13 protein-coding genes are annotated in these 24,225 nt (G+C 70.3%); 2 read left to right on the top strand and 11 right to left on the bottom strand.

Translation table 11 applies throughout. The features are described from left to right. Nucleotides 1-6: 6 nt before the first annotated feature. The gene (locus tag OPF83_RS08225) at nucleotides 7-3,324 is read left to right on the top strand and encodes an arabinosyltransferase domain-containing protein (protein ID WP_375546236.1); all 3,318 of its coding nucleotides are present in this window, start codon (nucleotides 7-9) and stop codon (nucleotides 3,322-3,324) included. A 317-nt stretch (nucleotides 3,325-3,641) separates the two neighbouring features. Here OPF83_RS08225 and OPF83_RS08220 read toward each other — a convergent pair whose 3' ends face one another. The 11 genes from OPF83_RS08220 to OPF83_RS08170 all read right to left on the bottom strand — a co-directional run bounded on the left by OPF83_RS08220 (nucleotide 3,642) and on the right by OPF83_RS08170 (nucleotide 23,343). Further along, a complete protein-coding gene (locus OPF83_RS08220) occupies nucleotides 3,642-5,195 on the bottom strand; it encodes an acyl-CoA carboxylase subunit beta (protein WP_264886880.1) in 1,554 nt (517 codons plus the stop codon). A gap of 20 nt (nucleotides 5,196-5,215) precedes the next feature. Next, the gene (gene pks13, locus OPF83_RS08215) at nucleotides 5,216-10,231 is read right to left on the bottom strand and encodes a polyketide synthase Pks13 (protein ID WP_264886879.1); all 5,016 of its coding nucleotides are present in this window, start codon (nucleotides 10,229-10,231) and stop codon (nucleotides 5,216-5,218) included. A gap of 90 nt (nucleotides 10,232-10,321) precedes the next feature. Next, nucleotides 10,322-12,277 carry a long-chain-fatty-acid--AMP ligase FadD32 gene (fadD32, locus tag OPF83_RS08210; RefSeq protein WP_264886878.1) on the bottom strand — a complete coding sequence of 652 codons (1,956 nt, stop codon included), beginning with the start codon at nucleotides 12,275-12,277 and terminating at the stop codon, nucleotides 10,322-10,324. Nucleotides 12,278-12,467: 190 nt separating this feature from the next. Beyond that, nucleotides 12,468-13,433, bottom strand: coding sequence for a cutinase family protein (locus OPF83_RS08205; RefSeq protein WP_264886876.1), 966 nt, complete (start codon nucleotides 13,431-13,433; stop codon nucleotides 12,468-12,470). 216 nt (nucleotides 13,434-13,649) lie between these two features. Beyond that, nucleotides 13,650-14,141, bottom strand: a complete 492-nt coding sequence (locus tag OPF83_RS08200; protein WP_264886874.1) for a DUF732 domain-containing protein — start codon at nucleotides 14,139-14,141, stop codon at nucleotides 13,650-13,652. Beyond that, nucleotides 14,138-16,111, bottom strand: a complete 1,974-nt coding sequence (locus OPF83_RS08195; protein ID WP_264886873.1) for an alpha/beta hydrolase-fold protein — start codon at nucleotides 16,109-16,111, stop codon at nucleotides 14,138-14,140. The genes OPF83_RS08200 and OPF83_RS08195 overlap by 4 nt, the downstream gene beginning before the upstream one ends. Before the next feature lie 245 nt (nucleotides 16,112-16,356). Continuing rightward, a complete protein-coding gene (locus OPF83_RS08190) occupies nucleotides 16,357-17,454 on the bottom strand; it encodes an alpha/beta hydrolase family protein (protein ID WP_264886872.1) in 1,098 nt (365 codons plus the stop codon). A 185-nt stretch (nucleotides 17,455-17,639) separates the two neighbouring features. Further along, nucleotides 17,640-19,685 (bottom strand): arabinosyltransferase, encoded by a 2,046-nt coding sequence (locus OPF83_RS08185; RefSeq protein ID WP_264886871.1) that lies wholly within the window; start codon nucleotides 19,683-19,685, stop codon nucleotides 17,640-17,642. Nucleotides 19,686-19,698: 13 nt separating this feature from the next. Next, complete coding sequence (locus OPF83_RS08180) at nucleotides 19,699-20,733, bottom strand: decaprenyl-phosphate phosphoribosyltransferase (RefSeq protein WP_264886870.1); 1,035 nt, start codon at nucleotides 20,731-20,733, stop codon at nucleotides 19,699-19,701. Continuing rightward, nucleotides 20,730-21,320, bottom strand: a complete 591-nt coding sequence (locus tag OPF83_RS08175; RefSeq protein ID WP_264887002.1) for a phosphatase PAP2 family protein — start codon at nucleotides 21,318-21,320, stop codon at nucleotides 20,730-20,732. Before OPF83_RS08175 ends, OPF83_RS08180 begins: the two co-directional genes overlap by 4 nt. A 22-nt stretch (nucleotides 21,321-21,342) precedes the next feature. Then, nucleotides 21,343-23,343, bottom strand: coding sequence for a glycosyltransferase (locus OPF83_RS08170; RefSeq protein ID WP_264886869.1), 2,001 nt, complete (start codon nucleotides 23,341-23,343; stop codon nucleotides 21,343-21,345). Nucleotides 23,344-23,473: 130 nt separating this feature from the next. Between OPF83_RS08170 and OPF83_RS17405 the strand changes: the two genes are divergently transcribed. Continuing rightward, on the top strand, nucleotides 23,474-24,225 hold a 752-nt coding region (locus OPF83_RS17405), incomplete at its 3' end, for a peptidylprolyl isomerase (protein WP_309297759.1).

Raw genomic sequence — 24,225 nt, 5'->3', positions numbered from 1 at the left:
GGCCAGATGTCCCGCGACCCCCGCGTGGTGAGACTCCGCCTCATCTCGATCGTCAGCGGACTCCTGGGCACCCTGTGCTTCCTGTCCCTCCCGTTCCTGCCGGTCTCCCAGACCACCGCCTCGGTCCAGTGGCCGCAGAACGGCTCGGTCGACTCGGTCACCGCGCCGCTCATGGCGCACAGCCCGCAGCGCGTCACCGCGACCCTGCCGTGCGCCCTCGTGGCCGACCTGCCCGAGGACGGCGGGATCCTCATGTCCACCGTCCCCGCCGGCGGTGAGGAGGCCGGCGAGCGCGGCATGTTCGTGCGTGCCTCGTCCGAGACGGTCGACGTGGTCTCCCGCAGTCGCGTCATCGCCTCCGCCCCGCGCGAGGCCGTGGCCGGTGGTGAGTGTGGTGTCCTGCGGGTCGAGGCCACCGGTGAGTACGTCGAGGCGTCCTTCGACGGCATCGACGAGCCCGAAGCGACCGCCCGCGTCGAGGCGACCGACCTGCGCCCCATGGTCGTGGGCATCTACTCGGACCTGCCGTCCGAGACCGTCGCCCCCGCCGAGCTGGCCGTCACGGTCGACGTGGACTCGCGGTTCACCACCGATCCCACGCCGCTCAAGTGGGCGGCGATCGTCCTCGGCCTGCTGTCCACCGCCGTCGCCCTGGTGGCCCTGCACGGCCTCGACCAGACCGACGGCCGCGGCGGCCTGCGCTTCATGCCGCGCGACTGGTTCCGGATCCGGCTCCCCGACGTGGCCGTGCTCGGCACGCTCGGCGTCTGGCACTTCGTCGGCGGCAACACCTCGGACGACGGCTACATCATGACCATGGCCCGGGCCGCCGAGCCCGCCGGCTACATGGCCAACTACTACCGCTGGTACGGCGTCCCCGAGTCCCCGTTCGGCTCCCCGTACTACGACCTGCTGACCCTGTTCTCCCAGGTCTCCACCGCGAGCCCGTGGATGCGCCTGCCCGCGCTCATCGCCGCGATCCTGTGCTGGCTCGTCATCAGCCGCGAGGTCCTGCCGCGACTCGGTCGCGCCGCCCGCACCACGCCGGTCGTAGTGTGGAGCGCGGCCGCGGTGTTCCTCGCGTTCTGGATGGCGTTCAACAACGGCCTGCGCCCCGAGCCGGCCATCGCGCTCGGCGCCCTGCTGACCTGGGTCTCCGTCGAACGCGCCATCGCGACGCGGCGCATGCTGCCCTTCGCGGTGGCCGTGATCATCGCGTCGTTCTCGCTGGCGACCGGCCCGACCGGCCTCATGGCCGTCGCGGCGCTCATCATGGGCCTGCGCGCTGTCCTGGGCACCGTCGTCGTACGCGGCAAGCGGATCGGCTCCTACCTCGCGCTCGTGGCACCGGTGCTGGCCTCGGGGACCATGGTCCTCATCTGCGTCTTCGGCGTCCAGACCCTGGCCGCGGTCCTCGAGGCGATCCGCGTGCGCGGCGAGATCGGCCCCAACCTCGCCTGGTACGAGGAGTTCGTCCGCTACTACTACCTGATGATCCCGACGGTCGACGGGTCGCTGTCGCGCCGCCTGCCGGTCCTGCTGGTGATGTTGTGCCTGATCATGGTGATCGGCACGCTGCTGCGCCGCGGCAAGGTCCCCGGCGCCGCCTCGGGCCCCGTGTGGCGTCTGGTCGGCGTGGTGGTGGGAACAGCGTTCTTCATGATGTTCTCCCCCACCAAGTGGACCCACCACTTCGGCGTGTACGCCGGTATCGGTGCGGCGATCGCCGCACTGGGCGCGCTGGCGATCTCCGCCTCCGCCGTCCGGACCGCCCGTAACCGCACACTGTTCTTCGGCGTGATCCTCATGGTGCTCGCCCTGGCGTTCGCCGGCCCGAACGGCTGGTGGTACGTCTCCAGCTACGGCATCCCGTGGTGGGACAAGGCGCCGAGCGTCAGCGGGATCTCGGCGGCCTCCGTCCTGCTGCTCCTGTCGGTCGTCACGTTCGCGTTCGCGGGCTGGCAGCACCTGCGGGCGGATTACACCGCCGACACCGCTCCCCGCACCAGCGCCGGCCGTCGCCGGATGCGGACGATCGCGGCCGCGCCGATCGCCGTCGTGGCCGGTCTGCTCGTGGTGTTCAACGTGGCGTCCTTCGCCAAGGGCGTGCAGAAGCAGTTCCCCGCGTACACCGTCGGCGCCGGCAACATCTCGGCGCTGGCCGGGAACCCGTGCATGCTCGCCGACCGCGTGATGGTGGAGCCCGATGCCAACGCCGGCATGCTCGCCCCGCTCGGTGCCGAGCGTCGACCGGACGGCACCATCGACCCCGAGGTCCTCGCCGAGGCGATCGAGGGCGGCGACAACACCAATTTCACCCCGGACGGTGTCGCCCCTGACCTCTCCGCCGACGCGGTGGTCGGGGATCCGGGTGCCGCGAACACCACCTCGGAGCCCGGCGGCGGCCCGTCCGTGAACACGGGCGAGAGCGCCGGCACCAGTGGCGGCCGGGGCGTCGAGGGCGTCAACGAGTCCACCGTGGCCCTGCCGTTCGGCCTGGACCCGGCCACCACGCCGGTGCTCGGTTCCCACTTCGTCGGAGCGCAGCGTGTCGCCAACCTCGAGACCGGGTGGTACGTGCTGCCCGAGGACCGCGAGGCGAATCCGCTGTTGGTGATCTCGGCCGCCGGCCGCATCGGCCGCTTCGACGCCGACGGCATCTACAAGTACGGCCAGGCCGTCACCGTCGAGTTCGGTCGCACCGGTGCTCCGGGGCAGGGCGGCGAGCCCGCGGTCGAGATGGTCGGCGAGCCGGTCGTGCCGTTCGACATCGGCCCCGCCCCGACGTGGCGGAACCTGCGGGTCCCGATCGACCGGGTGCCCGCCGATGCGGACGTGATGCGCATCCGTGTCGACGACGAGGACCTCACCCCCGACCAGTGGGCCGCCGTCACCCCGCCGCGGGCCGCGCAGCTCCAGACCGTGCAGGAGATGGTCGGGTCCGACTCCCCGGTCCTGCTGGACTGGGCGGTGAGCCTGCAGTTCCCGTGCCAGCGGCCGTTCCGGCACTACGCCGGTGTGGGTGAGCTGCCCGAGTTCCGGATCCTGCCCGACCGCCCGTTGGCGGTGTCCGCGACAAGCACCTGGATGTCGTACGAGGCCGGTGGCCCGCTCGGCTGGGTCGAGACCGCGGCACGGGCCCGCACGATCCCGTCGTACCTGCGGCACGACTGGAACCGGGACTGGGGTTCGATCGAGGCCTACACCCCGCTGGGCACCTACCAGCAGGGCCCGGTCGAGCCGGCCGAGCTGACGCTGGGTGAGACGAACCGCTGGGGCTGGTGGTCGCCCGAGGCGCCGATCCTCGTGACCGACCCGGAGTAGCCCGCCCCGCGCCGCACCCCCGCCCACACCGAAATCCGCTACTCTGCCTGCGGATTCGCTACCTCGATAGCGGTAGCGGATCCGGAGCGCGGGTAGCGGATCTTCGTATTTCCGGTTCTTGGCTCCGGGACGATCACCACTCCGGAGACCTGACCTGCAGAATTTATCCATACTCCGAAAAGCGGCGCGCGGGGCATCCGTGGGGTCCGCGGCATCATCGGCCTCGGCTGAGGAGCGCACGCAGAACGGGACGTGCACTCGTGGAGTGCACGTCCCGTTTCGCTCGTGGCCCGGCTGCGCGCAGGCAGGCCTGCTGCTTACAGCGGCTGGATGGGGTGCTTGCGCGGCGGCTCGATGCGGATCTTGTCGCGCAGCTGCTTGAGCGCGCTACGGAGCACGAGGCGGGTCTCGGACGGCTCGATCACCGCGTCGATGTAGCCCCGCTCGGCCGCCGTGTACGGCGTCGCGATGAACTCGTTGTACATATCGATGAGCTGCTTGCGGAGCTTCGGGCCCTCAACCGGGCCGGCCTCCTCGATCTGCCGACGCTGCAGCAGATCCACGGCACCCTCAGCACCCATCACGGCGATACGCGCGGTCGGCCACGCGAAGTTCAGGTCCCCGCCCAAGTTCTTGGACCCCATCACCGCGTACGCACCGCCGTAGGCCTTACGCACCACGAAGGTCACTTTCGGCACAGACGTCGCCGCAACGGCATAGCCCATCTTGGCACCACGGTGGATGATGCCGAGCTTCTCCTGCTCCACGCCCGGCAGGTAGCCCGGGGTGTCCACCACGTACACGAGCGGGATCGAGTAGGCGTCGCACAGCAGCATGTGCCGCGTCGCCTTCTCGGACGCGTCGATGTCCAGCGCACCGGACAGGTGCAGCGGCTGGTTGGCCACCACTCCGACCGACTGTCCGTCGACACGGGCGAAGCCGGTGATGATATTGGGGGCGAACTGACCGGAGGTCTCCACGAACTCGCCGTCGTCGAACATCCGGATCAGCACGTCGTGCATGTCGTAGGCCGCATTGTCGGAGTCCGGGATGATCTCGTTGAGCGAGAGATCCGACTCGGTGAGCTCCGGCTCGAGGCCCGGGTTGATCAGCGGCGCCTTCTCCGCGGCCGAGGACGGCAGGTAGCTGAGCAGGTTGCGCACGTACATGAACGCGTCGTGCTCACTCACGGCGACGTGGTTGACGTTGCCCCTCTTGGCCTGCTGCAGCGCCGAGCCGAGATCCTCCATGGAGATCTCCTCGCCGGTGACCTGCTTGATCACGTCCGGCCCGGTGATGAACATGTACGCCTGGTCCTGGACGGCCACCACGAAGTCCGTGGTCACGGGGGCGTACACGGCACCGCCGGCGCACTTGCCCAGCATGATCGAGATCTGCGGGATGTAGCCCGAGGCCGGGTACTGCCGCTTGGAGATCTCCGAGTAGTACGCGAGAGAGGTGACAGCGTCCTGGACGCGGGCGCCACCCGAGTCGTTGATGCCGATGATGGGGCAACCCACCTTGAGGGCGAAGTCCATGATCGCGCAGACCTTCTTACCGAAGCCCTCGCCCACGGACCCGCCGAACACCGTGTTGTCGTGCGCGTACACCACCACGGGGCGGCCGTCGATAGTGCCGCGCCCGGTCACCACGCCGTCGCCGTACGGGTTGTTCGGGTCTCCGGGAGCCTTGGCCAGCTGACCCATCTCCACGAAACTGCCTGCGTCCAGCAACTCGTCGATGCGGACTCGCGGCGGCGTCAGGCCCGCGGCATCCCGCTTGGCCTTGGCACGCTCACTGCCCGGGTCCAGGGCCTGCTCGGTCTTGACCCGCAGTTCAGCGAGCTTCTCCGCGGTGGTCTTCGCCGTCACGCGTCAAATCCCTTCAGTACTTAGGCGTCGAGCTCGGAGAGCCGACGTGCCAGATGCTTACCGACGGTACCGACCACCGGCTCGTCGACCACCGCCAGGTGGTCTCCTGTCAGCTGGACGATCTCCAATTCGGTCACGATCTGGGCCCAACCGCCGTCCGGATCGATCTCCGCGTACCGCGGCTCGAGCTCGATCGCACCATCATGCATGCGCTCTGCGCGATACAGGATGAACGGCACCTCGGAGCCCGTGGACGCCCACGTCGCCAGATCTGCGCTCTGCAGGATCCGGTTATCGACGAAGCTCGCCCGCTGGTGCTCGATCACGCCGCCACCCATGGTGTTGGCCTCCGAGCCCATCGCCTCGAGCAGCATCGCCAGGACGCCGTCCTCACCGTGCTCGGCGAGGAACTCGCGCGGGACCTCCACGTCCAGGCCGTAGGTCTTCTTGGCGAACTCCGAGTAGCGCTTCCAGCGCGCCTCGGCCTCGTCCAGGGTGTCCGGCACGGGCTCCGACGGCTGCACGGTGTCCAGGAGGACGACGAGGGAGACCTCGTCACCCGCGGCCCGCAGCTGATGCGCCACCTCCACGGCCAGGGCACCACCGAAGGACCAGCCGCCCACCGCGATCGCGCGACCGTCGGCGAGCTGCCGGATGCGGTCGAGGTAGCCGGCGGCACGCTCGGCGAGCGGCCCCTCCGTGCGCTCGACGCCGTACACCGGGGTGTCCGCACCGAGACGCTCGACCAGCGGCTCGTACACGAACGAGGAACCACCGGCGGCGTGGAACAGGAACAGCGGGGTGCGCTCGGGCGAGCCCTCACGCAGCACGCGGATGTTGCCCTCGACGGCCGTCTCGGTGAACGGCCGCAGCAGGTCGGCCACGTCCGCGATCGTCGCGGCACCCGCCACCTGCTCGGCCGAGATCTCGCCGCCCGACCGCTCGGACAGGCGCTCGGCGAGCGCGGTGCGGGTGGCGTCGTCGACGGTCGGCAGGGGGCCGGTCACACCGGGCGCGGCCGCGCCGGTGACCACTGCCCAGGCGCCGAACGCCATGCGCTCGGTGTCGTCGCGCGGGGCGATCGTCACCGAGGACTCCGCGTCGGCGGCCCCGTCACCGGCATTCCCCGTAGAAGCACCAGCGGCGCCAGCGGCGCCAGCGGCTCCAGCCGCAGCAGCGTCGGCGGCACCGTCAGCATCGCCGTCGCGCAGCGCGGCCACGTCGACCGCGCCCTCGCCACCTGCCTGCTGGGCGGCCAGCTCGCCGACCTTGTCCGGGTTCTCCACCGCGAACGTCACCATCTCCACCACGTCGTTGAGCGACGCGTCCCGCATCGCCTGCAGCTCGAGCGGCGGGATGGAGAACTCGTGCTCGACGCGGTTCTTGATCCGCACGGCCATGAGCGAATCCAGACCCAGATCGAGCAGCGGCAGCTCGCGCGGCAGGTCGTCGGGGCTGTATCCCATCGACGAACCGACGATCCGGGCGAGGCGATCGCCGATCTTCTCGCCCGAGTCCGGATCCCAGCGGTTGTCGGCCTCGTCGTCGTCGCCCTCGTCCACCACCGGCGCGTCGGACTCGGCGGACACGTAGTGCGGCTCCGGCGCGCTGTCCGGATCGATCGGGGTACCACCGGTCACGGCGCACTCGGCGACCAGGGTGAACGAGCCCGGCTGCTCGCCGTGCGCGTGGACCTGCAGCGACGCACCGCCCGGGTGCGGGGTCATGGTGGTGGTGACGGTCCCCGACGCTGGGAGGAGTCCCGGCCGGTTGACTGCGGTGAGGGTCGCGCCCTCGACCACCGACGCGGCGGCCGCCGTGAACAGGGCGTCCACGCTCGGCACCACCTCGGCGCGGACCTGCCACGCGTGGCGGCCGTCGGGCAGCGCGACGTGCGCACCCGGCATGCGGCCCTCGCCCGACCCGCCACCGGCGGTGACGGTCGGCCACAGGGTGCGGCGCTTCCACTGCGTGCCCGGCACGGCGGCGTAGCGCCCGGCGCCGGTGACGTGACCGTGGATCATCTCCACGACCGACGGCATGTCGATCGAGTGCCCGTGGACGTACAGCTGCGCGATCGCGTTCAGCAGCGTGTCGGCCTCGGATTCCTTGCGCTTGAGCGAGTACAGGAGGTTCGGCTCCATGAGCCCGGCGTCGAAGCACGTGGCCGCGATCGACATGGCCGCGACCGGGTTGGGGGCGAACTCGAGGAAGGTCACGTAGCCGTCGTCGACCGCCTTGCGCACGGCGTGCGTGAACCACACCTGGTGGCGCATGCCCTTGACCCAGTAGTCCTCGGAGTGGATCGGCTCGTGGCCGGCGCGGTAGAGGACCTCGCGGTCGACCGACGAGAACAGGGCGGCGGTCAGCGGACGCGGCTGGAGGCCGGCGATCTCGGCGGCGAGCTCGCCGAGCAGCATGTCGACGTCCGAGGTGTGGCCGGCGCCGCGGACCTGGAGCTGGCGCGCGAACTTGCCCTGCTCCTCGACCCAGGCCACGAACTCGGCCACCGGCTTGGCGCGGCCGCCGACGGTGGTGTGGGTGGGCGCGGCGTAGACGGCCGGCTCGATGGAGGCGAACTCCGGGTGCTCGGCGATGATCCGCTCGACCTCCTCGGCCGAGTACTCCACGAGCGCCATGGCGCCCGCGTCGGCGTCGGAGACCTGCTGCTCGGCGTCGCCCATGAGGCGCGACCGGACACAGATCACGCGCACCGCGTCCTCGAGGCTCAGCCCGCCCACGGCGTACGCGGCGGCGACCTCGCCCATGGAGTGGCCGATCACGGCCTCCGGCTGGGCGCCGAGCGCCCGGAGCGTGTCCACCAGAGCCACCTGGATGGCGAAGATGCCCACCTGGGCGTTCTCGACGCCGTAGGTGATCTCGTCGTCGAGGAACATCTCGGCCATACGGTAGCCGGCCTCGAAGTCGATCAGCTCGTCCACCGCGTCCAGGTACGAGGCGAACAGCGGGTTGGAGAGGTACAGCTCCTTGGCCATCTTGCGGTGCTGGGCGCCGAAACCGGCGAAGACCCACACGTCGCCGGTGCCGGCGGGGGCGTCGGCGGAGAACACGCCCGGCCCGGGGTCGCCGGCGGCCAGTGCGCGCAGGCCGGCGACGAGCTCGGCGCGGGTGTGGCCCACCACGGCGCCGCGCGAGCGACCGTGGTTGCGGGTGGCCAGCGTGCGGGCGACCGCGCCGAGGTCCAGGTCGTCGTCCTGCCCCTCGAGCCAGTCGGCGATCTGTCCGGCGGTGGCCTTGCGGCGCGAGGGCAGCGAGCCCGACACGACGAGCACCGTGGCGGGCGCGCCGGGCGCGGAGGTACCGGTGGTCGCGAGCACCTCGGCGTTCCGGGCGACGGCGTCGGTGACACAGCGGGCCACGTCGTCGGCGGCGTCGCCGTCGGCGCTGGTTCCGGTGTCGGGGACGACGACGGGCTTCGGCTGGTACTCGGCCACCACGACGTGCGCGTTGGTGCCACCGAAGCCGAATCCTGAGACGCCGGCCAACGCGCGGCCGCTGTAGCGGGGCCACGGGGTGTTCTCGGTGACCACGCTGAGGCGGGCGGTCTCGAAGTCGATGTACGGGTTGGGTCCCGCGAAGTTGAGGGTCGCCGGCAGCGAGTCCTTGTTCATGCCGAGGACGACCTTGGCCAGCCCGACCGCGCCGGCGGCGGACTCCATGTGGCCGAAGTTGGTCTTGGCCGAGCCGAGGAGGGTCGGCTTGTCCGCGTCCCGGCCGCGGCCGAGGACCTGGCCCAGTGCGGTGGCCTCGATGGGATCGCCGAGGATCGTGCCGGTGCCGTGCGCCTCGATGTAGTCGACCTCGCGCGGGTTCACACCCGCGTCGGCGTAGGCCTGGCGGAGCACGGCGACCTGGGCGTCCGGGTTGGGGGCGGTCATGCCGTTGGAGCGACCGTCGGAGTTGACCGCCGAGCCCTTGATCACGGCGAGGATCTGGTCCCCGTCACGCTCGGCCTCCGACAGGCGCTTGAGGACGAACACGCCGCCGCCCTCGGCGCGACAGATGCCGTTGGCGTCCGAGGAGAAGGCCTTGATCGTGCCGTCCGGGCTGAGCGCGGCGCCGGTCTTGGCGAAGCCCATGGTCGCGGCGGGCGCGAGCATCATGTTGACGCCGCCGGCCACGGCGAGGTCCGACTCGTGCAGGCGCAGCGAATTGACCGCCTCGTGGATGGTGACGAGCGAGGTGGAGCAGGCTGTGTCGAGGGTCATCGACGGGCCGCGGAAGTCGAACGTGTAGGACACGCGGTTGGAGATGATCGAGTTCGACGCGCCGGTGACGGCGTACGGAGAGGCCGCCGCCGAGTCGGCGGTGAGGAAGACTTGGAAGTCGCTCGAGGACGAACCGATGAAGACGCCGACCTCGTGGCCCTTGAGGTTGCTGGCGGGCAGGTGCGCGTTCTCCAGGGCCTCCCAGGTGAGCTCGAGCGCGAGCCGCTGCTGCGGGTCGACCATCTCGGCCTCGCGGGGGCTCATGCCGAAGAACTCGGCGTCGAAATCCCGGACCTCCGCGTCCTCGAGCCAGCCGCCGTTGTCGGGCGCCTCGGCGAGGACCTGCTGCACGTAGGCGTCGCCGGTCCACTCGGACCACCGCGTCGCCGGGCGCGGGCCGGTGGCATCGCGTCCCGCGGCGAGCAGTTCCCACATCGCCTCAGGCGTGTTGGCGCCGCCCGGGAACCGGGTGGCCATGCCGATCACGGCCACGTCGAACTCCATGCCGGCGCCACGCTCGCGGAACGTGTGCATATCGGTCGGCTCGTCGAGCACGGACGGGCCGTTGATGACGTACTCGGCGAGCGTCTCGATGGTGGGGTGCTGGTAGGCGACGGTGGCGTCCAGCGGGCGACCGAGGAGATCCTCGAGGTCGGCCGAGAGGCTCACCGCGTCCCGGGAGGAGAGCCCGTACTCCTCGAGGGACCGGTCGTCGGTCACCTTCGAGACGTCGAGGCCAGTGGCCCGGCAGACCCAGTTCCGCAACCACTCGCGGAGCTCTACTACCGTCATGTCGCTCTGTGCCATCTGGCTGGCTCGCCTTTCCTCGGGTGTAGTCCGGTGCGTCCCGCGCGGCGGGGCACCCGTGGTGCCTTCTGGCCGGCCCGGTGCCGGAAGCTATTCCGTGGGCAGGTCGGGGAAGGCCGTCTGCTGGTGTCCTCCACGCAGTGTGCCGTCCACATAAGCAGCCTTGCACGCGCGGCGGGCGATCTTGCCACTGGAGGTGCGCGGGATGGATCCCGCCGGCACCAGGAGCACGTCCTGGGCCGTGACCCCGTGGCGAGCCGAGATGGCCGAGCGGACGGCGTCCGCGATGGGCCCCGGATCTACCTTGCCCGCACCGGGTGCGCGCTCGCCGACGATGACGAGCGTCTCCGAGGAGTCATCGGCCGCGATCTCCGCACCGTTACGGGCGGTGATCGGGAGCTGGTTCGCGGGCACGGCGAACGCGGCCACGAAACCGGGGCGCAGGGCGTCGGACGCGTCCTGCGCGGTGTTCTCGAGATCCTGCGGGTAGTGGTTGCGGCCCGCGACGATCACCAGGTCCTTGACGCGTCCGGTGATGTATAGCTGCCCGTCGACGTACGCGCCGTAGTCACCCGTGCGCAGCCAGGTCGCGTCCTCGGCCACGGTGCCGAACTCACGCACCGTCGCGGAGCCCTCCGCGAGGCGTTCGACGAGCCGGTTGCCGAACGTCGCCCGGGACTCGTCGGGGCGGGCCCAGTAGGCCTGGCCGACATTGGTGCCGTGCAGCCAGATCTCGCCGACGCGTCCCTCAGGCAGCTCCCGTCCGGTGCCGTCGTGCTCGCCGGTGGCGGGGTCGATGTTTGCCTCGACGATCGCGGCCCACTGGCTGGGCGCGACGTAGCCACAGGCGACCTGCGCGATTGCGTCGTCGTTGCCCTCGACCTCCGACTCGTCCAGGACGGTCATGGTGCCCTTGTTGAGGCCGTCGCGGTCCACGTGGATCACGATCGCCTCGTCGTTCTTCCGCGGCGAGGAGACGAACAGGGTCGCCTCGGCCATGCCGTAGGACGGCTTGATGACCGACGGCTTGAGCCCGTACTCGGAGAAGGCCTCGTTGAAGGCGCGCATCGAGGCGGGCGTGACCGGCTCGGAGCCGTTGATGATGCTCGTGACGCCCGACAGGTCGAGGGTCTCACCCTCGCGCGGCAGTCCGCGGCGGGCGGCGTGCTCGAAGGCGAAGTTGGGGGCGGCGGCGAACACGCCGTCGACACCCTCCTCGGCGGCCATCTCGGCGAGCTGGTTGATCCAGCGGCCGGGGCGCTGCACGAACGCGCGGGGGCTCATCACTGTGACGGTGGAGCCGACCATGGCGGGGAGGATGACCTTGAGTAGTCCCATGTCATGGAACAACGGCAGCCAGGTGACGCCGCGCGAGTTCTCCGACAGGCCCAGCCCGTCGAAGAGCTGGATGACGTTGGTGACCACGTTGCGGTGCGTGATCTCGACGCCGGCGGGGACCCGGGTGGAGCCCGAGGTGTACTGCAGGTAGGCGATGTCGTCCGCACCGAGTTCCGGCCGGGTCCATCCGGAGCCGAGCTCGCCGGGGATGGCGTCGACGGCGACGGTGCGCGGGCGCTGGCGGGCGGGCAGCTCACGGAACAGGGTCCGGACGCCTGCCGCGGACTCGGTCGAGGTGAGGATCACCGCGGGTGCGCAGTCGCCCAGCACGGCGTGGAGCCGGTCGTGGTGGCCGGGCTCGTCCGGATCGAACAGAGGGACCGCGATGAGGCCGGCGTGGATCGCGGCGAAGAACGACACGATGTAGTCCAGACCCTGGGGGGCGAGGATCGCGACGCGGTCTCCGGGCTCGGCCACCTGCTGCAGCCGGGCCGCGATGGCGTGGAGCCGGTCGCCGAAGCGCGTCCACGGGAGCTCCCTGACCTCACCGTCGCGGGACTTCGAGTAGTCCATGTAGCGGTAGATCAAGCCGTTGGCGGCCGGGTCCTGACGTGCGGCGGCCACATTGGCCTCGACGAAGTCGACCAGGGTGGTGCGATCGGGGATGACGATCGCCCCGCTGGCGTCGTGGTACTGCTCGAACTCCACGTTGCTCCGTTCCGGTCCGTTTCTGGTGGTCGACGCCGTCGACCGCAGCGATGGTGCGGACGTACAGACGACAGGCTTTGTCGATCCTACAGCGTGCCCCAGACCAGTTCCGAACTCCGAATCGGCGACTGCGGACGGCGTGTCGTCGCACCTCGGGCGCTTCTGTTGCCACGTCAGCGCCCGCCCGCGGTCATTCGTGTGCGATTTCCGGAGCCGAATCCGTAAGCGAGCGGATGTGTCCGAGGGTCCATTCGGGGACCGTCGTCCCGATGATGACGTCGGGGTTGGTCGCGTACATCGCGTGGATCGCGTTGTTCGCGACGAACTCCTGGAACCGGGCGGCACCGTCGACGACATTGAACGGCGCGTTGCAGATGAGATCGCGGGCGTCGCAGATCTGGGCGGTCCGGTCGGCGAGTGCACCGAAGCCCCCCGAGCGCGGTCCGGTCATGGTCGCGCCCGCGATCAGCTGGGTGAGACCGGTGGCCGGCTGCAGCGAGATCTCCATCCCCTGCCCGTTGCTCGGGGCGAGCCCCGGAGACTGTCCCTCCCCGGGGAGGCGACGCCCGTCGGCGATGAGGACCGACCCGAGCACGCTCTCCGGCGGGACGGGCCCGTTGCCGATGCCGATCTCGTTGGTCAGATCCCCGGCGATCACCGCTCCCTGCGAGAAGCCCAGCAGGATGAACGAGGTGTACGGGCAGTGCTCGTGCGTGGCGACGATCTCGGCGCGCGCCCGGTCGGTGCCCTCGGCGCGGCTCTGGTCGTAGGTGATGTCGTTCGGCCGCTGGGGATTCCGGAACTGGGCGACGTACGGGACGGTGAAGACCTCGAGCCGGTCACCCGGATACTGCTGGCTCAGCGGGTCGGTGATGGTGCGCAGGAGTGCATTGGGCAGGAAGGTCGGGTTGTGCGGGTCATCGGTCGGACTGGACTCCCACGTTCCCGGCACCGCGATCAGCTCGACATCGGCGCAGTCCGCCGGCTGGCTCACCTCGGGCACGTCCGGTCCCGGTACCGGGCCGTCCGGCCCCGTGGGCAGCCCCCGGTTCCCGAGCCACCAGCCGATACCCACCACGATGAGGACCACCAGGACGAGCGCCCCGAGTGAACACCCGAGCCGACGTCCGGTCCCCCGACGAGATCCACGAGCCACGGTCAGTACTCCTTCCCGACCATCACGTCAACGGGTGTCCGCCGATGGCCGATGCCTGGTTCAACGCGCAGCGGCGCCTCCCGGTTCCGCACCGCGGGCCGGAAATGGCGACGCTCACGCCTGCAGCCCGGGTCGGCCTGTCCGGATCGCGGGCATCACCGCCTCACGGACGGAGCTGCCTCACGGACGACGCTGCCACCCGGGAGGGACACCGCCTCATGGGCAGAGCTGGCCCGCGGAGGCGTCCACGACGATCCGGGCGACCTGCTCCACCTCGAGGTCCGAGTACCCGCCCGCGACGATCTGGCCGGCGACCGCGTCAGCGATCGTCGTGGTCTCGTCGGCCGCACCTCCGGTGGTCCGGATGCGGCAGATCGTGTTGCCCGCGGCGACCAGCGGGTCCTGCAGCTCCTCGGTCTGGACCCCCTCACGCTCGAGCACCTCGAGGTACCCGCGCTCGCGCGCACCGACGGCCGGGGCGTCGTAGCCGGGGGTGTCCGAGGAGACCGTGCCGGGCGCCTCGGTGAACCGGCCGGAGTCCTCGTCCACCGGCACGCGGGCCGAGGACGAGGCCGCACCACCGGGCGGCGGTGCCAACGTCTCGGTATCCGGCGTACCGGACACGGTCGAGTCACCACCGCCACAGGCGGTCACCAGGCCGCCCGCGACGATCAGCGCGGCACCGAGGGCGGGGACGCGGGCCCTCACGAGATCTCCGCCCGGCCGTTCGAGACGGTGATCGTGCCGCCCTCGAAGTCCTGGACCTGACCGTCCCGCGTAGTGCGGACCGGGCTCGTCGGGTAGCCGAGACGACCGGTCTCATAGCCCTGCTCACCCCAGGCCTCGAGGATCGGCCCGCGTGGGACCACGTGGGCACCGGTGTCCTTGGACCAGTAGATCGACCCGCCCTGGAAGCGGCTGAACGCACCGTTCCGGGTACTGAGTGCGATCTCGTCGGTGACCGGGTAGCCGAGAGCCGAGTTCTCCGCGCCGGCCTCGCGGTAGGTCTTGAGGATCGAGCCCTTGACGACCTTGGGGCCGGTCTCCTCCGACCAGTAGACGGTTCCGCCCTGGAAGCCCTGGACGACGCCGGGCTTGTTGGGGTTGGTGATCTCGTCGGTCGTCGGGTACCCGAGGTCCCCGCGCTCGGAGCCCTGATCCGCCCACATCGCCCGGATCGCGCCGCGGACCGCGTGCGCTCCGGTGGTGGGCGACCAGTAGATAACGCCGTTCTGGAAGGTGGAGAACCGACCCTTGCCGTCCGGAGTGACGGTCTCGTCCGAGGTCGGCAGCGCGAGCGTGCCGTCGGCGCCGCCCTCGGCCTGGTACGCGGCACCGATGGCGCCCACGACGGAGTGCGCATCGGTCTCCTGTGACCAGAAGACGCGGCCGAAGCGGAAGTCGGTGGCCTTACCGCCCTTGACGTCGTACTCGCCGGTGAGGCAGGGCCCGAGACCGGGCTGACGCTCGGCGAGAGCAGCGATCGCGCCCTCCGGTGCGCACTGCGCCTCGACGTTCTCGATACCGACCGCGGCCGCGTACTGCGGCCACGCCTGGGTCATCTCGAACTGCCAGTAGGGCCAGGTGTGCGTCCCCGAGGGGCGGAAGTTCGCGGTCACGTCGACCCCGGCCTCGCGGGCACGGTTGACGAAGGTCTGCGTGGTCATCCGCGACAGCAACTCCAGGCCGTAGCCGGGGAAGTTGGTGGGGATGTCCGGGAGGCCGGACGGCTGGTCCCAGGGACCGGTGTTGCCGCTCCCGGCGGACACGTAGACGCTCTGTCCGCGCATCTTCTCGGCGTGGAGCTTGGGGTCCTGCTCCTGCCAACGCTCGGAACCCAGCGGGCCCCACATGTTCTCGGCCGGGTACCCGCCGGCGTCCTGCATCGCGACCTTCACGGCCTCGGGCATGCCGAAGCTGGTGAGGTCAAGGAAGCCCGAGTAGCTCGCGGCGAACTGGAAGTGGTCCGGGTAGCGCTGCGCGAGCATCATCGCCGCCGTACCACCCATGGACAGGCCCGCGACGCCGTGCTTGTCGCCCACCCGCCAGTCGCGCTCGAGCAGCGCCGGGAGCTCCTGCATAAGGAACGTCTCCCACTGGTAGGTGTCGCCCTTCGCGTCGGCCACCCAGTCGGTGTAAAAGCTCGACTCACCGCCGACGGGCAGGACGATGATCGAGTTCTTGGCGTCGAAGAACTGGGAGATCTTGGTCTCGAGGGTCCACCCGCTCGCGTCGTCGCGCGCACGCAGTCCGTCGAGCAGCAGCAGCGACGGGTACGTGCGGTCCGGCTCGGAGTTCCAGGTGGCCGGCAGCATGAGCTGTACCTGGACGGACTCCTTCATTGCCGGCGACTGCACCCAGAGCGCGACGCGGTTGGCGGTCTTCCACTCGACGCGGTCCAGGCGGACGCCCGACGGCACCTGGGACGTCACCTGCAGGGTCGGTGCCTCCGGCGCGTTCGCGGGGTCCGGGGCCGGGGTCGCCCGGGCCGGGGACTCCGGCGCGGGGCCGTCCTGGGCGGGACGCTCCGGAGCCGGGCTCTCCGAGGTCGGGGTCGCCTGGGCACTCACCAGGGGCGGCACGACGAGGCCGGAGCCCACCACACCCGCCACGAGGGGAGCCGCGAGAAGGGACGCCCACCGGTGTCGGGGGCCCGCGTATGGGTTGGGGGTCGCCATGATGCTGATCTCTTTCTTGCCGCGTCGTCCGGAAGGTGGTGCAGGAGCAGGTGCACGGACGGCCTGGGTCGGCCGGGCACACCGGTCTCCAGGGACCCGGATCCGCGACGAGTCCGTGGTTTCCCCTCCCACGGCCGTACACGGTGGTCATGACATACGACCGGGGCCCCGCACGTGAATTTACGCACGGGGCCCCTGTGTTACGGGTGAGGACTCGCTGACGGGAGTCCTATTCGTCGGTCAGATCACCAGGCGTGGGCGTTCATCACGTCAAGGATCTGGGTCGACCGGGCGGCGATGAGGTCGTCGTTCCAGTAGCCCCAGCCGTGGATGCCGGTGGTCCGGTAGTTGAAGACGGCCTTGTTCGGGGCCGCGTTCATCGTGTTCTGGAACGCCAGGGTCGAGCCGCGGGACAGACCCTCGAGGATGATGCCGTTGAAGGTGTTGAACACGGCCTGCAAGCTGGACGGCTGGTCGTACTGGCCGGGGATGGCCGAGCCGGCGGTGACGTACATCGGGATGTCGCGCAGCTTGTCGGCATTGAGCAGCGGATCGTGCGCGCCCCACTCGGGCGAGCCCGGCAGGCCCCACATGGCGAACGGGTCACACTTGCACTGGTCGAACATCGCCAGCGGGATCATGGAGTACATGCCCGGCGCGGTGGGGTTCATGTAGCCGGAGAACACCGAGACTTGCTTGAACTGGTCCGGGTGGTGGGCCGCGAGGGTCGCGGCGGCGGATCCGCCCATGGACAAACCGGCGATCGCGTTGTTGTCGCGACGGACGCCGAAGTGGGCCGCGAGGTAGCCCGGGAGCTCCTCGGACAGGAACGTCTCGTACTTGTACTCGAGCAGGTTGCCACCGAGGTTGATGGGCCGCTGCCAGTCGGAGTAGAAGGACACCTGGCCGCCGACGGGCATGACCAGCGTGATGTTGTCCTGCAGGAAGATGCGCTGAGCCTGGGCGTCGTGGGTCCACGCGTTCCAGTCGTCGCGGGCACGCAGGCCGTCGAGGAGGTACAAACCGGCGTTGCCGCCGAAACGGGCCGGCTGGACCTGGACCTTGATGTGGCGGTTCATGGCGGGCGACCAGACCTCACACAGCTGCACCCACGACTGCACCGGATCCCAGACGCAGCCCGGACGCAGCCAGTGACGGAACCCGACCGGGTTCTCGTTACCCGGCGCGGGCTGGAACTGCGGTGCCGGCGCGGGCGCGGAGGAACCAGCCGATCCGGCCGACTGCGCGTTGACGACTGCCGGGGCGCCGGCGAGGAGCCCGGCGGCCGTGGCCAGCGCGGTGAATCCGGCAGCGAGCTTACGCCGGAGGGTGGAGTGGGACATGCGTGGTTCCTTTGTTCGTTCCTGGTGCCCCGCGAGGCATCGGTGACGTCCATCGGACCGACCCCACCAGGTGAGGGTCGGAACTGCGACATCGTTACTGTCGCGCATCCTGGGACAGGTGTTACAGGGCGGGGGCCCAATCGACCCCATGTTGTTATCGTTTCGAGACAACAGCAGGCGCTACCCTACCGAGTGCCCTGATACTTCTCCACTTCGTCCGGCATGGGCAGACCGCACCTCTGGACCTCATACGCAGGGATTCTGTTCATCCGATACTCGGCGAATGAGAATGCGTTCACGAGGTTCGACCAGCGCCGTTCCAGGGTCAACGGAGCCGAGTACGAGTCGATGAGCGCCTGCGTCGCCGGGCACTGCAACGCCACCTCGGCCTGGTTCACCCAGTTCACATCGATCCATCTGGGGAAGTTCACAGGATCCTCGATGACCCCCGTCTCCGCGAGCACCCAGTCGTACGGCAGGAACTTGTCGTGCCCGATCCGCGCGTCCTCCATCCGGTCCGTGTGCGCCGCCAGCGGGGCCGCCAGCCCCACCGTGTCGTAGACCTTGACGTCCAACGGGAGGTTCATGCTCGTCATGCCGAGATTGAGGAACACCACCGTCTTCTGCGGATCCTCCGGCAGCTCGAACGGTGCCAGCCCCGGCAGGGGATGGTCGTAGGAGACCACGTCCCACCGGTCCTGGAAACCGGGCACCGGCAGGAACACCGCGCCCGTCCGGTTGGTGGAGACGTCCTGCACCAACGCACGCATGCGCGGGAAGTCGAGATAGTCGTCCGCGAGCAGCGGGTGTAGGTGCCCGGTGCGCTGGATGTAGAACTGCCGCTCGTCGACGATCCCCGCCGAGGTGATCGACTCCGGTTCGTCGCGGAACGGGTCCTGGGTGACCTGGATCGTCACGGCCCAGCCGACGACGACGAGCCACGCCGCGGCGCCGACCGGCACAGCGATCCGCCGCGTGCGCGCGTCCTCGGTCCCCCGCGCCGCACCCGCGGGAAGCGGCAGCACCGCGACCGGCAGCAGGAACAGGAAGAGCGAGGGCAGCAGTACGCGGCCGTGCATGAAGTCGCCGCCGACGCGTGTGACGTACAGGAGCATGATCGCGGCCACGACCAGGAACGCGAGGGTGACGACCCGGGTCGAGCGCACCCCGTCCCGCAGGCGGAGCAGACGGCCGGCCTCGTCGTCGTCGGACTTGGTCTTCTCTCCCCCGCCGCGCGGAAGGAACCCGCCGCGCGCGAGGAACCCGCCGCGCGCTTCAGGACCGAGGGCACCGGGGAGTCGACCGGCGTAGGCCCACAGGCAGACCAGCCCGGCGATCAGCACCGCGGCGAGCGGCAACAGCAGTACATACGGCGAGAGGAGGTTCCACAGGTAGTCGAGGCCGCGGCCCCACTTGGACCCGCCCGCGTCCTTTGCCACGGCCGTCAGCGGATACGGCAGGGCGTAGTACGACATGCGCCAGACCTGGTACAGCACGGGCACGGCGCCGGCGATCACGACCAACCAGCCCAGGTGCCGCCACGACTGCCGCGCGGCCGCCATCAGGCCCAGGAACACGACCGCGGCCAGCGCCATTTCCGGCCGCACCAACGGGCCCAGTCCGGCGACGAACGCGAGCAGCGCCGTCCACAGGGTCGGCAACCCGACGCGGTGCTCCCGATGCCCGGAGCGCGCCCACAGCTGCATGCCCAGCCACATCGCGCCGATCCAGCAGATCACCAGACCCGTCTCCAGGCCCGAGGTCGCGAAGTCGCGAGCCGGCGGCAGCATGACGTAGACCAGCACGCCGAACGGCAGCAGGACCATCGGCGTGCCCACCGGGGCCGCGCGGGTGCCGCGATACAGGACCCGGGTGCCGAGCATGGCCAGCACGACCGCCGCCATGCTCAGGGTCAGAGCCACCCCCAGCACCACCAGTTCGAGACGGCCGCCGGTCACCTCGTGGGTGAAGTAGATGACGTAGGTCCACAGCGTCGAGGTGTTGGACTCCACGCGCTCGCCGGCGTTGAACACCGGGCCGTTGCCGGCGATGAGATTGCGGACGGTACGCAGGACGATCAGCCCGTCGTCGGCGATCCACCGGCGCTGCCACGCACCCGCGAAGAAGACCGCCACCACCGCGACCAGTCCGGCCCAGAAGACCGGCCGCGCCCACCGCCATGGGTCCCCCGCCGCGACCTCGTTCGTCGACCCCGCCGCGACCTCGTTCACCGGCGCCCCTGCGTCAGAGTGACGGGACGACGTAGACACCGATCACCACGGTGAGCACCCACAGGGCGGCGAGGACCTGCAGGACCCGGTCGCCGAGGGCGATGTCCTCCGGCTCGCCGGCCTGGGCCTTGTCCACGTCCACCGCGTAGCGCAGGACGGCGATCGTGAAGGGGACGATCGAGATCTGCAGCCAGATCCCCGCGCCGTTGACCGAATCCGGATCCTCGCCCCGGTCGTACGCCCACAGGGCGTAGCAGAGCACGAGCACCGTGGCCGAGAGCGTCCAGACGAAACGGAGGTAGGTGGGCGTGTAGCTCTCCAGCGCCTTGCGGATCTTGGCGCCGGTCTGCAGGTGCAGGTTGAGCTCGGCGTAGCGCTTACCCGCGGCCATGAACAGGGAGCCGAACGCCATGACCAGCAGGAACCACTGCGAGATGGCGACCTCGGCCGCCGCGCCGCCGGCCACCGCGCGAAGGAGGAAGCCGGAGGAGACGAAGGCGATGTCGAGCACGGGCTGGTGCTTGAGCCCGAAGCAGTACATGAGCTGCAGCACGATGTACACGGCCACGACGATCGCCAGGGCCGGGTGCGCGAACGCGAGCGAGATGCCGATGGACGCGATGATGAGCACCACCGCCATCACGTACGCCATCGGCACGGGGAGCACGCCGGCCGCGATGGGACGGAAGCGCTTGGTGGGGTGGGCCCGGTCGGCCTCGACGTCCATCGCGTCGTTGATGAGGTACACGCTCGAGGCGGCCATGCAGAACGCCGCGAAGGCGATGAACACGTGGAACAGGACGGTCGTGTCCGTCAGCGTCTGCGAGCCAGCGGCCGCGGGGGCCGCGATCACGAGGACGTTCTTGACCCACTGCCGCGGGCGCAGTGCCTTGATCATGCCGTCGAGGAGGTTCTTGGGCGGGGCGCCCTTGGCCTCCTCGGCGGCGTCGGCGATGTCGTCGATCTCGTTGGCCGTGTGCGGCTCGGCGCCGAAGAGCTGGTGGTCTCCCCCGCCCCGGGTGGCCGGCGCTCCGGTCTGATCGGTCATCGATTCTCCTCGGGATTCTCTGTGGCACCTCGCCCTGCCGCGCTGTCACGCAGCGCGCCGGGCAGCACGTTCTGGACGACCTCGGTGGGCCAGACGGCACGTGTCAGCGCCGCACAGCCGACACCGACCGCGGCACCGCCGAGCACATCCGAAGGGTAGTGGACTCCGAGCGCGAGCCTGGACGCCAGCATCAGCGGCACGAGCGCGGGCGCGATCGAAACACCGGTCACCGACCCCGCGAGCAGGGCGAACGCGGTGGTCGAGGTGGCGTGGGACGACGGGAAGCTGAGCTTGGAGGGGGTACCGACCCCCACCGTCACGCTGGGGTGATGGGGCCGACGACGACGGACGATGCGCTTGATCACGACCGAGGCCGCGTGCGCCCCGAACGCCCCCACGCCGACCATGGCCCAGCGGCCGCGCCGCGCGGGGTCGAGTGCCACGCCGGCGCCGGCGATGGCGATCCAGCCCAGCGCGTGCTCTCCGACGTGGGACAGCGTCACGGCGGTCTCGCGCGAACCGGGGACCGCGAGCAGCCGGCCCTGGATCTCGGACAGCAGGCGCACCTCGCCGGTGGGGACGGGGATCTCCACCTGCGGTGTGGTGGGGTCAGGCGTCGAAGACACGGCTCCAGGCCTCCTTGGTCACGAGTTCCGTATGGGCATCACGGTAGCGCCGCCGCATCTCGGGGAAGCGGCGATACAGCTCGCGGTGAGCCGCGACAGACTCGGAGAACAACGCGGCGGCCTTGTCACGGTCGCGCTTGCGGTAGACCACGCCTCGCCCGTCGGCGGTGGTGACGGTGGCGCCGTCGACGCGGCTCAAGGAGTACCAGCGCGCCTCGATGGGCGGGAAGTTGGCCTGGGGCACCTCGTGGTGCGCCTTGTCATCGCGCGAGAGGGTGTGCGCGAGTCCCCTGGCCAGTGCCACGATCTTGCGGGCCTTGCCCTTGGGTTCGGTGTGGATGCCGGCGGGGCCGCCCGACGGGGCGGGGAGGTCGACCGCGGATCCGACGACGACGGCGTCGGGGAATTCGGCACGCATGGCGCGGATCTTGGGCAGGGCGGTCGGGAGGAGCTCGTACAGGGCCTCGGGTCCGCGGAGGAAGTCGCGGATGGCCTCGATCTGGATCGCCACGGTCGAGTACTCGAGGCAGACGAGGTGCTTGACCAGCGCCTTGAGGCTGGACTGCATGATCCCCTTGTGGTCACCGTCGTGGTAGAGCGAGGCCACCACGAGCCGGTTGCGCAGGTGAAAGTAGGCCTGCCAGTCGATCGCGTCGTCCTTGTCCGACCACGCCATGTGCCAGATCGCCACGCCCGGCATGGTGACAGTGGGGTGGCCGGCCCGGCGGGCGCGGAGCCCGTACTCGGCGTCGTCCCACTTGATGAACAGCGGCAGCGGCTGGCCGATCTTCTCGGCGACCACGCGCGGGATGAGGCACATCCACCAGCCGTTGTAGTCCACGTCGATGCGGCGGTGCAGCGGCTTGGGGTTCTCGCGGTCCGTCAGCGGGTAGCGGGAGAAGTCGTAGTCGTAGTCCGCGTGGGGGGCGGCGGTCCACATGAAGTCGTGGGCACCCACCACTTCGCCCATGGTGTGGAGGTGGCTGCGCTCCTGGAGATTGAGCATCTGACCGCCCACCAGCATCGGGACGCTGGAGTAGCGGCCGAACGCCAGGGCCCGCAGGATCGAGTCGGGCTCGATCTCGATGTCGTCGTCCATATAGAGGATGTACGGCGAATCGGTGAGCCGCCGTGCCTCGTACATGATGCGGCTGTATCCGCCGGACCCGCCGAGGTTGCCCTGGTCGAAGATGCTCAGCCGGTCGCCCAGTGCGGCGGCGGCCTCGGTGAAGCCGGGCTCGTCGCGGACCTTGCGGTCACCCTGGTCCGGCATGAGGACGGCGTCGATGACCGCGTCCACCTCGGGGTCGGACGTGAGCGCCTTGAGCGCGGCCACGGCGTCGCCGGGCCGGTTGAAGGTGGGGATGCCGATCGTCACGCGGCGGTCGTTGGGCACCTGCACCGACTCGTCGGGGCGACCGTCGGGGCCGGCGTCCGGTCGGGTGGCCGGGGCTGCGACGGGGGCGTACCAGCCGCCCGCGAGGAGCTCGATGTCCGTGTCGGAGGTGAGGTCGAACCAGATCCAGCCGCCGTCCTCGAACGGCCCGAGGTCGCAGACGAACTCGACGGTCGTCACCGAGTCGGCCTCGCCGGGACTGCCCACGACATCGCCGGTGATCGCGATGCGCGAGCCGTCGATCTTGGAGCGGTACAGGTCCACCCGCCCGGCGCCGCGGACGGTCAGCCGCAGGACGACGGAGTCGAGGATGGTCCAGCGGCGCCAGTAGGCGGCGGCGAAGGCGTTGAAGTAGGTAGCGAACGAGACCTCACTGTCCGCGCCGACGGTGAGGGTGGTGCGGGTGTCCGAGTGTGCGCGCCGGGCGTTGGTCGACGCCTCGGTCAGGTAGAGCGAACGGACGTCCAGCGGCTCCCCCGCCCGGGGCAGGATGATGCGCTGGAGGCATTCCAGGCCACGTGGATCCTCGAGAGCCGCGACCGAGCGCCTGACCTCGTCGTCCGGCTCGTGGTGGCCGTGATGCTCCATATGGATGAGTCCCCGTTCCCAGCGGCCCGCGCCGCCCTCGGTGCATATCGAAAGCCGGGTCGATCGTACCCGGCGGGTCGGGACACCCCTGATCACCACGCGGGGCCGGGGGCCCACCTAGGCTCATGCCATGACCACCACCGGCTCCGCCCTCCGTCGCCCCGCCCTCCGCTCGACCCTCGGGGTGCTCGCCCTCGCCGTCCCGCTGGCCCTGGCCGGCTGCGGCGCCGACGACTCCACCGACGAGTCGGGTCAGGCCGCCAGCGGGGCCACCGCGGCGGACGGGGCGTCCGCGGCGGACGAGGCCGCCACACCGACGACCGCCGAGGCCGTCGAGGGCTCCCTCGAGTGTCCGCCGGTCGAGGGCAGGACCGAGCGCGCCACCGTCTTCGCCGAGGCCCCGCAGATGTGCCTCGAGCCGGGCGTGGACTACACGGCCCGCATCACCACCGACGCCGGCGTCGTCACCGTGGACCTGCTCGAGGACGCCGCGCCCGAGACCGTCAACAACTTCGTCTTTCTGGCCCGCAACAAGTACTACGACGGCATCTCGTTCCACCGCGTCATCCCCGGCTTCATGATCCAGGGAGGCGACCCCCAGGGCACCGGCGCCGGCGGCCCGGGCTACGAGTTCGCCGACGAGCTCCCCGAGGACGGCGCGTACGAGGTCGGCTCCATGGCCATGGCCAACGCCGGTCCCGACACCAACGGCTCGCAGTTCTTCATCGTCACCGGCGACGCCGGTGTCTCGCTGCCCCCGCAGTACAGCCTCTTCGGCACCGTCACCGAGGGCATGGAGGCCGTCACGGCGATCGAGGACGACGGCAGCCCCCAGGGCACGCCGCGCACCACGCACGTCATCGAGCGGGTCGAGATCGTCGA

Origin of the sequence: Dietzia sp. NCCP-2495 (assembly GCF_026011735.1) — a bacterium.
Lineage (GTDB): Bacteria > Actinomycetota > Actinomycetes > Mycobacteriales > Mycobacteriaceae > Dietzia.
Note: the sequence above shows the minus strand (reverse complement) of the source record. Positions and strands in the feature narration are given on the sequence as shown.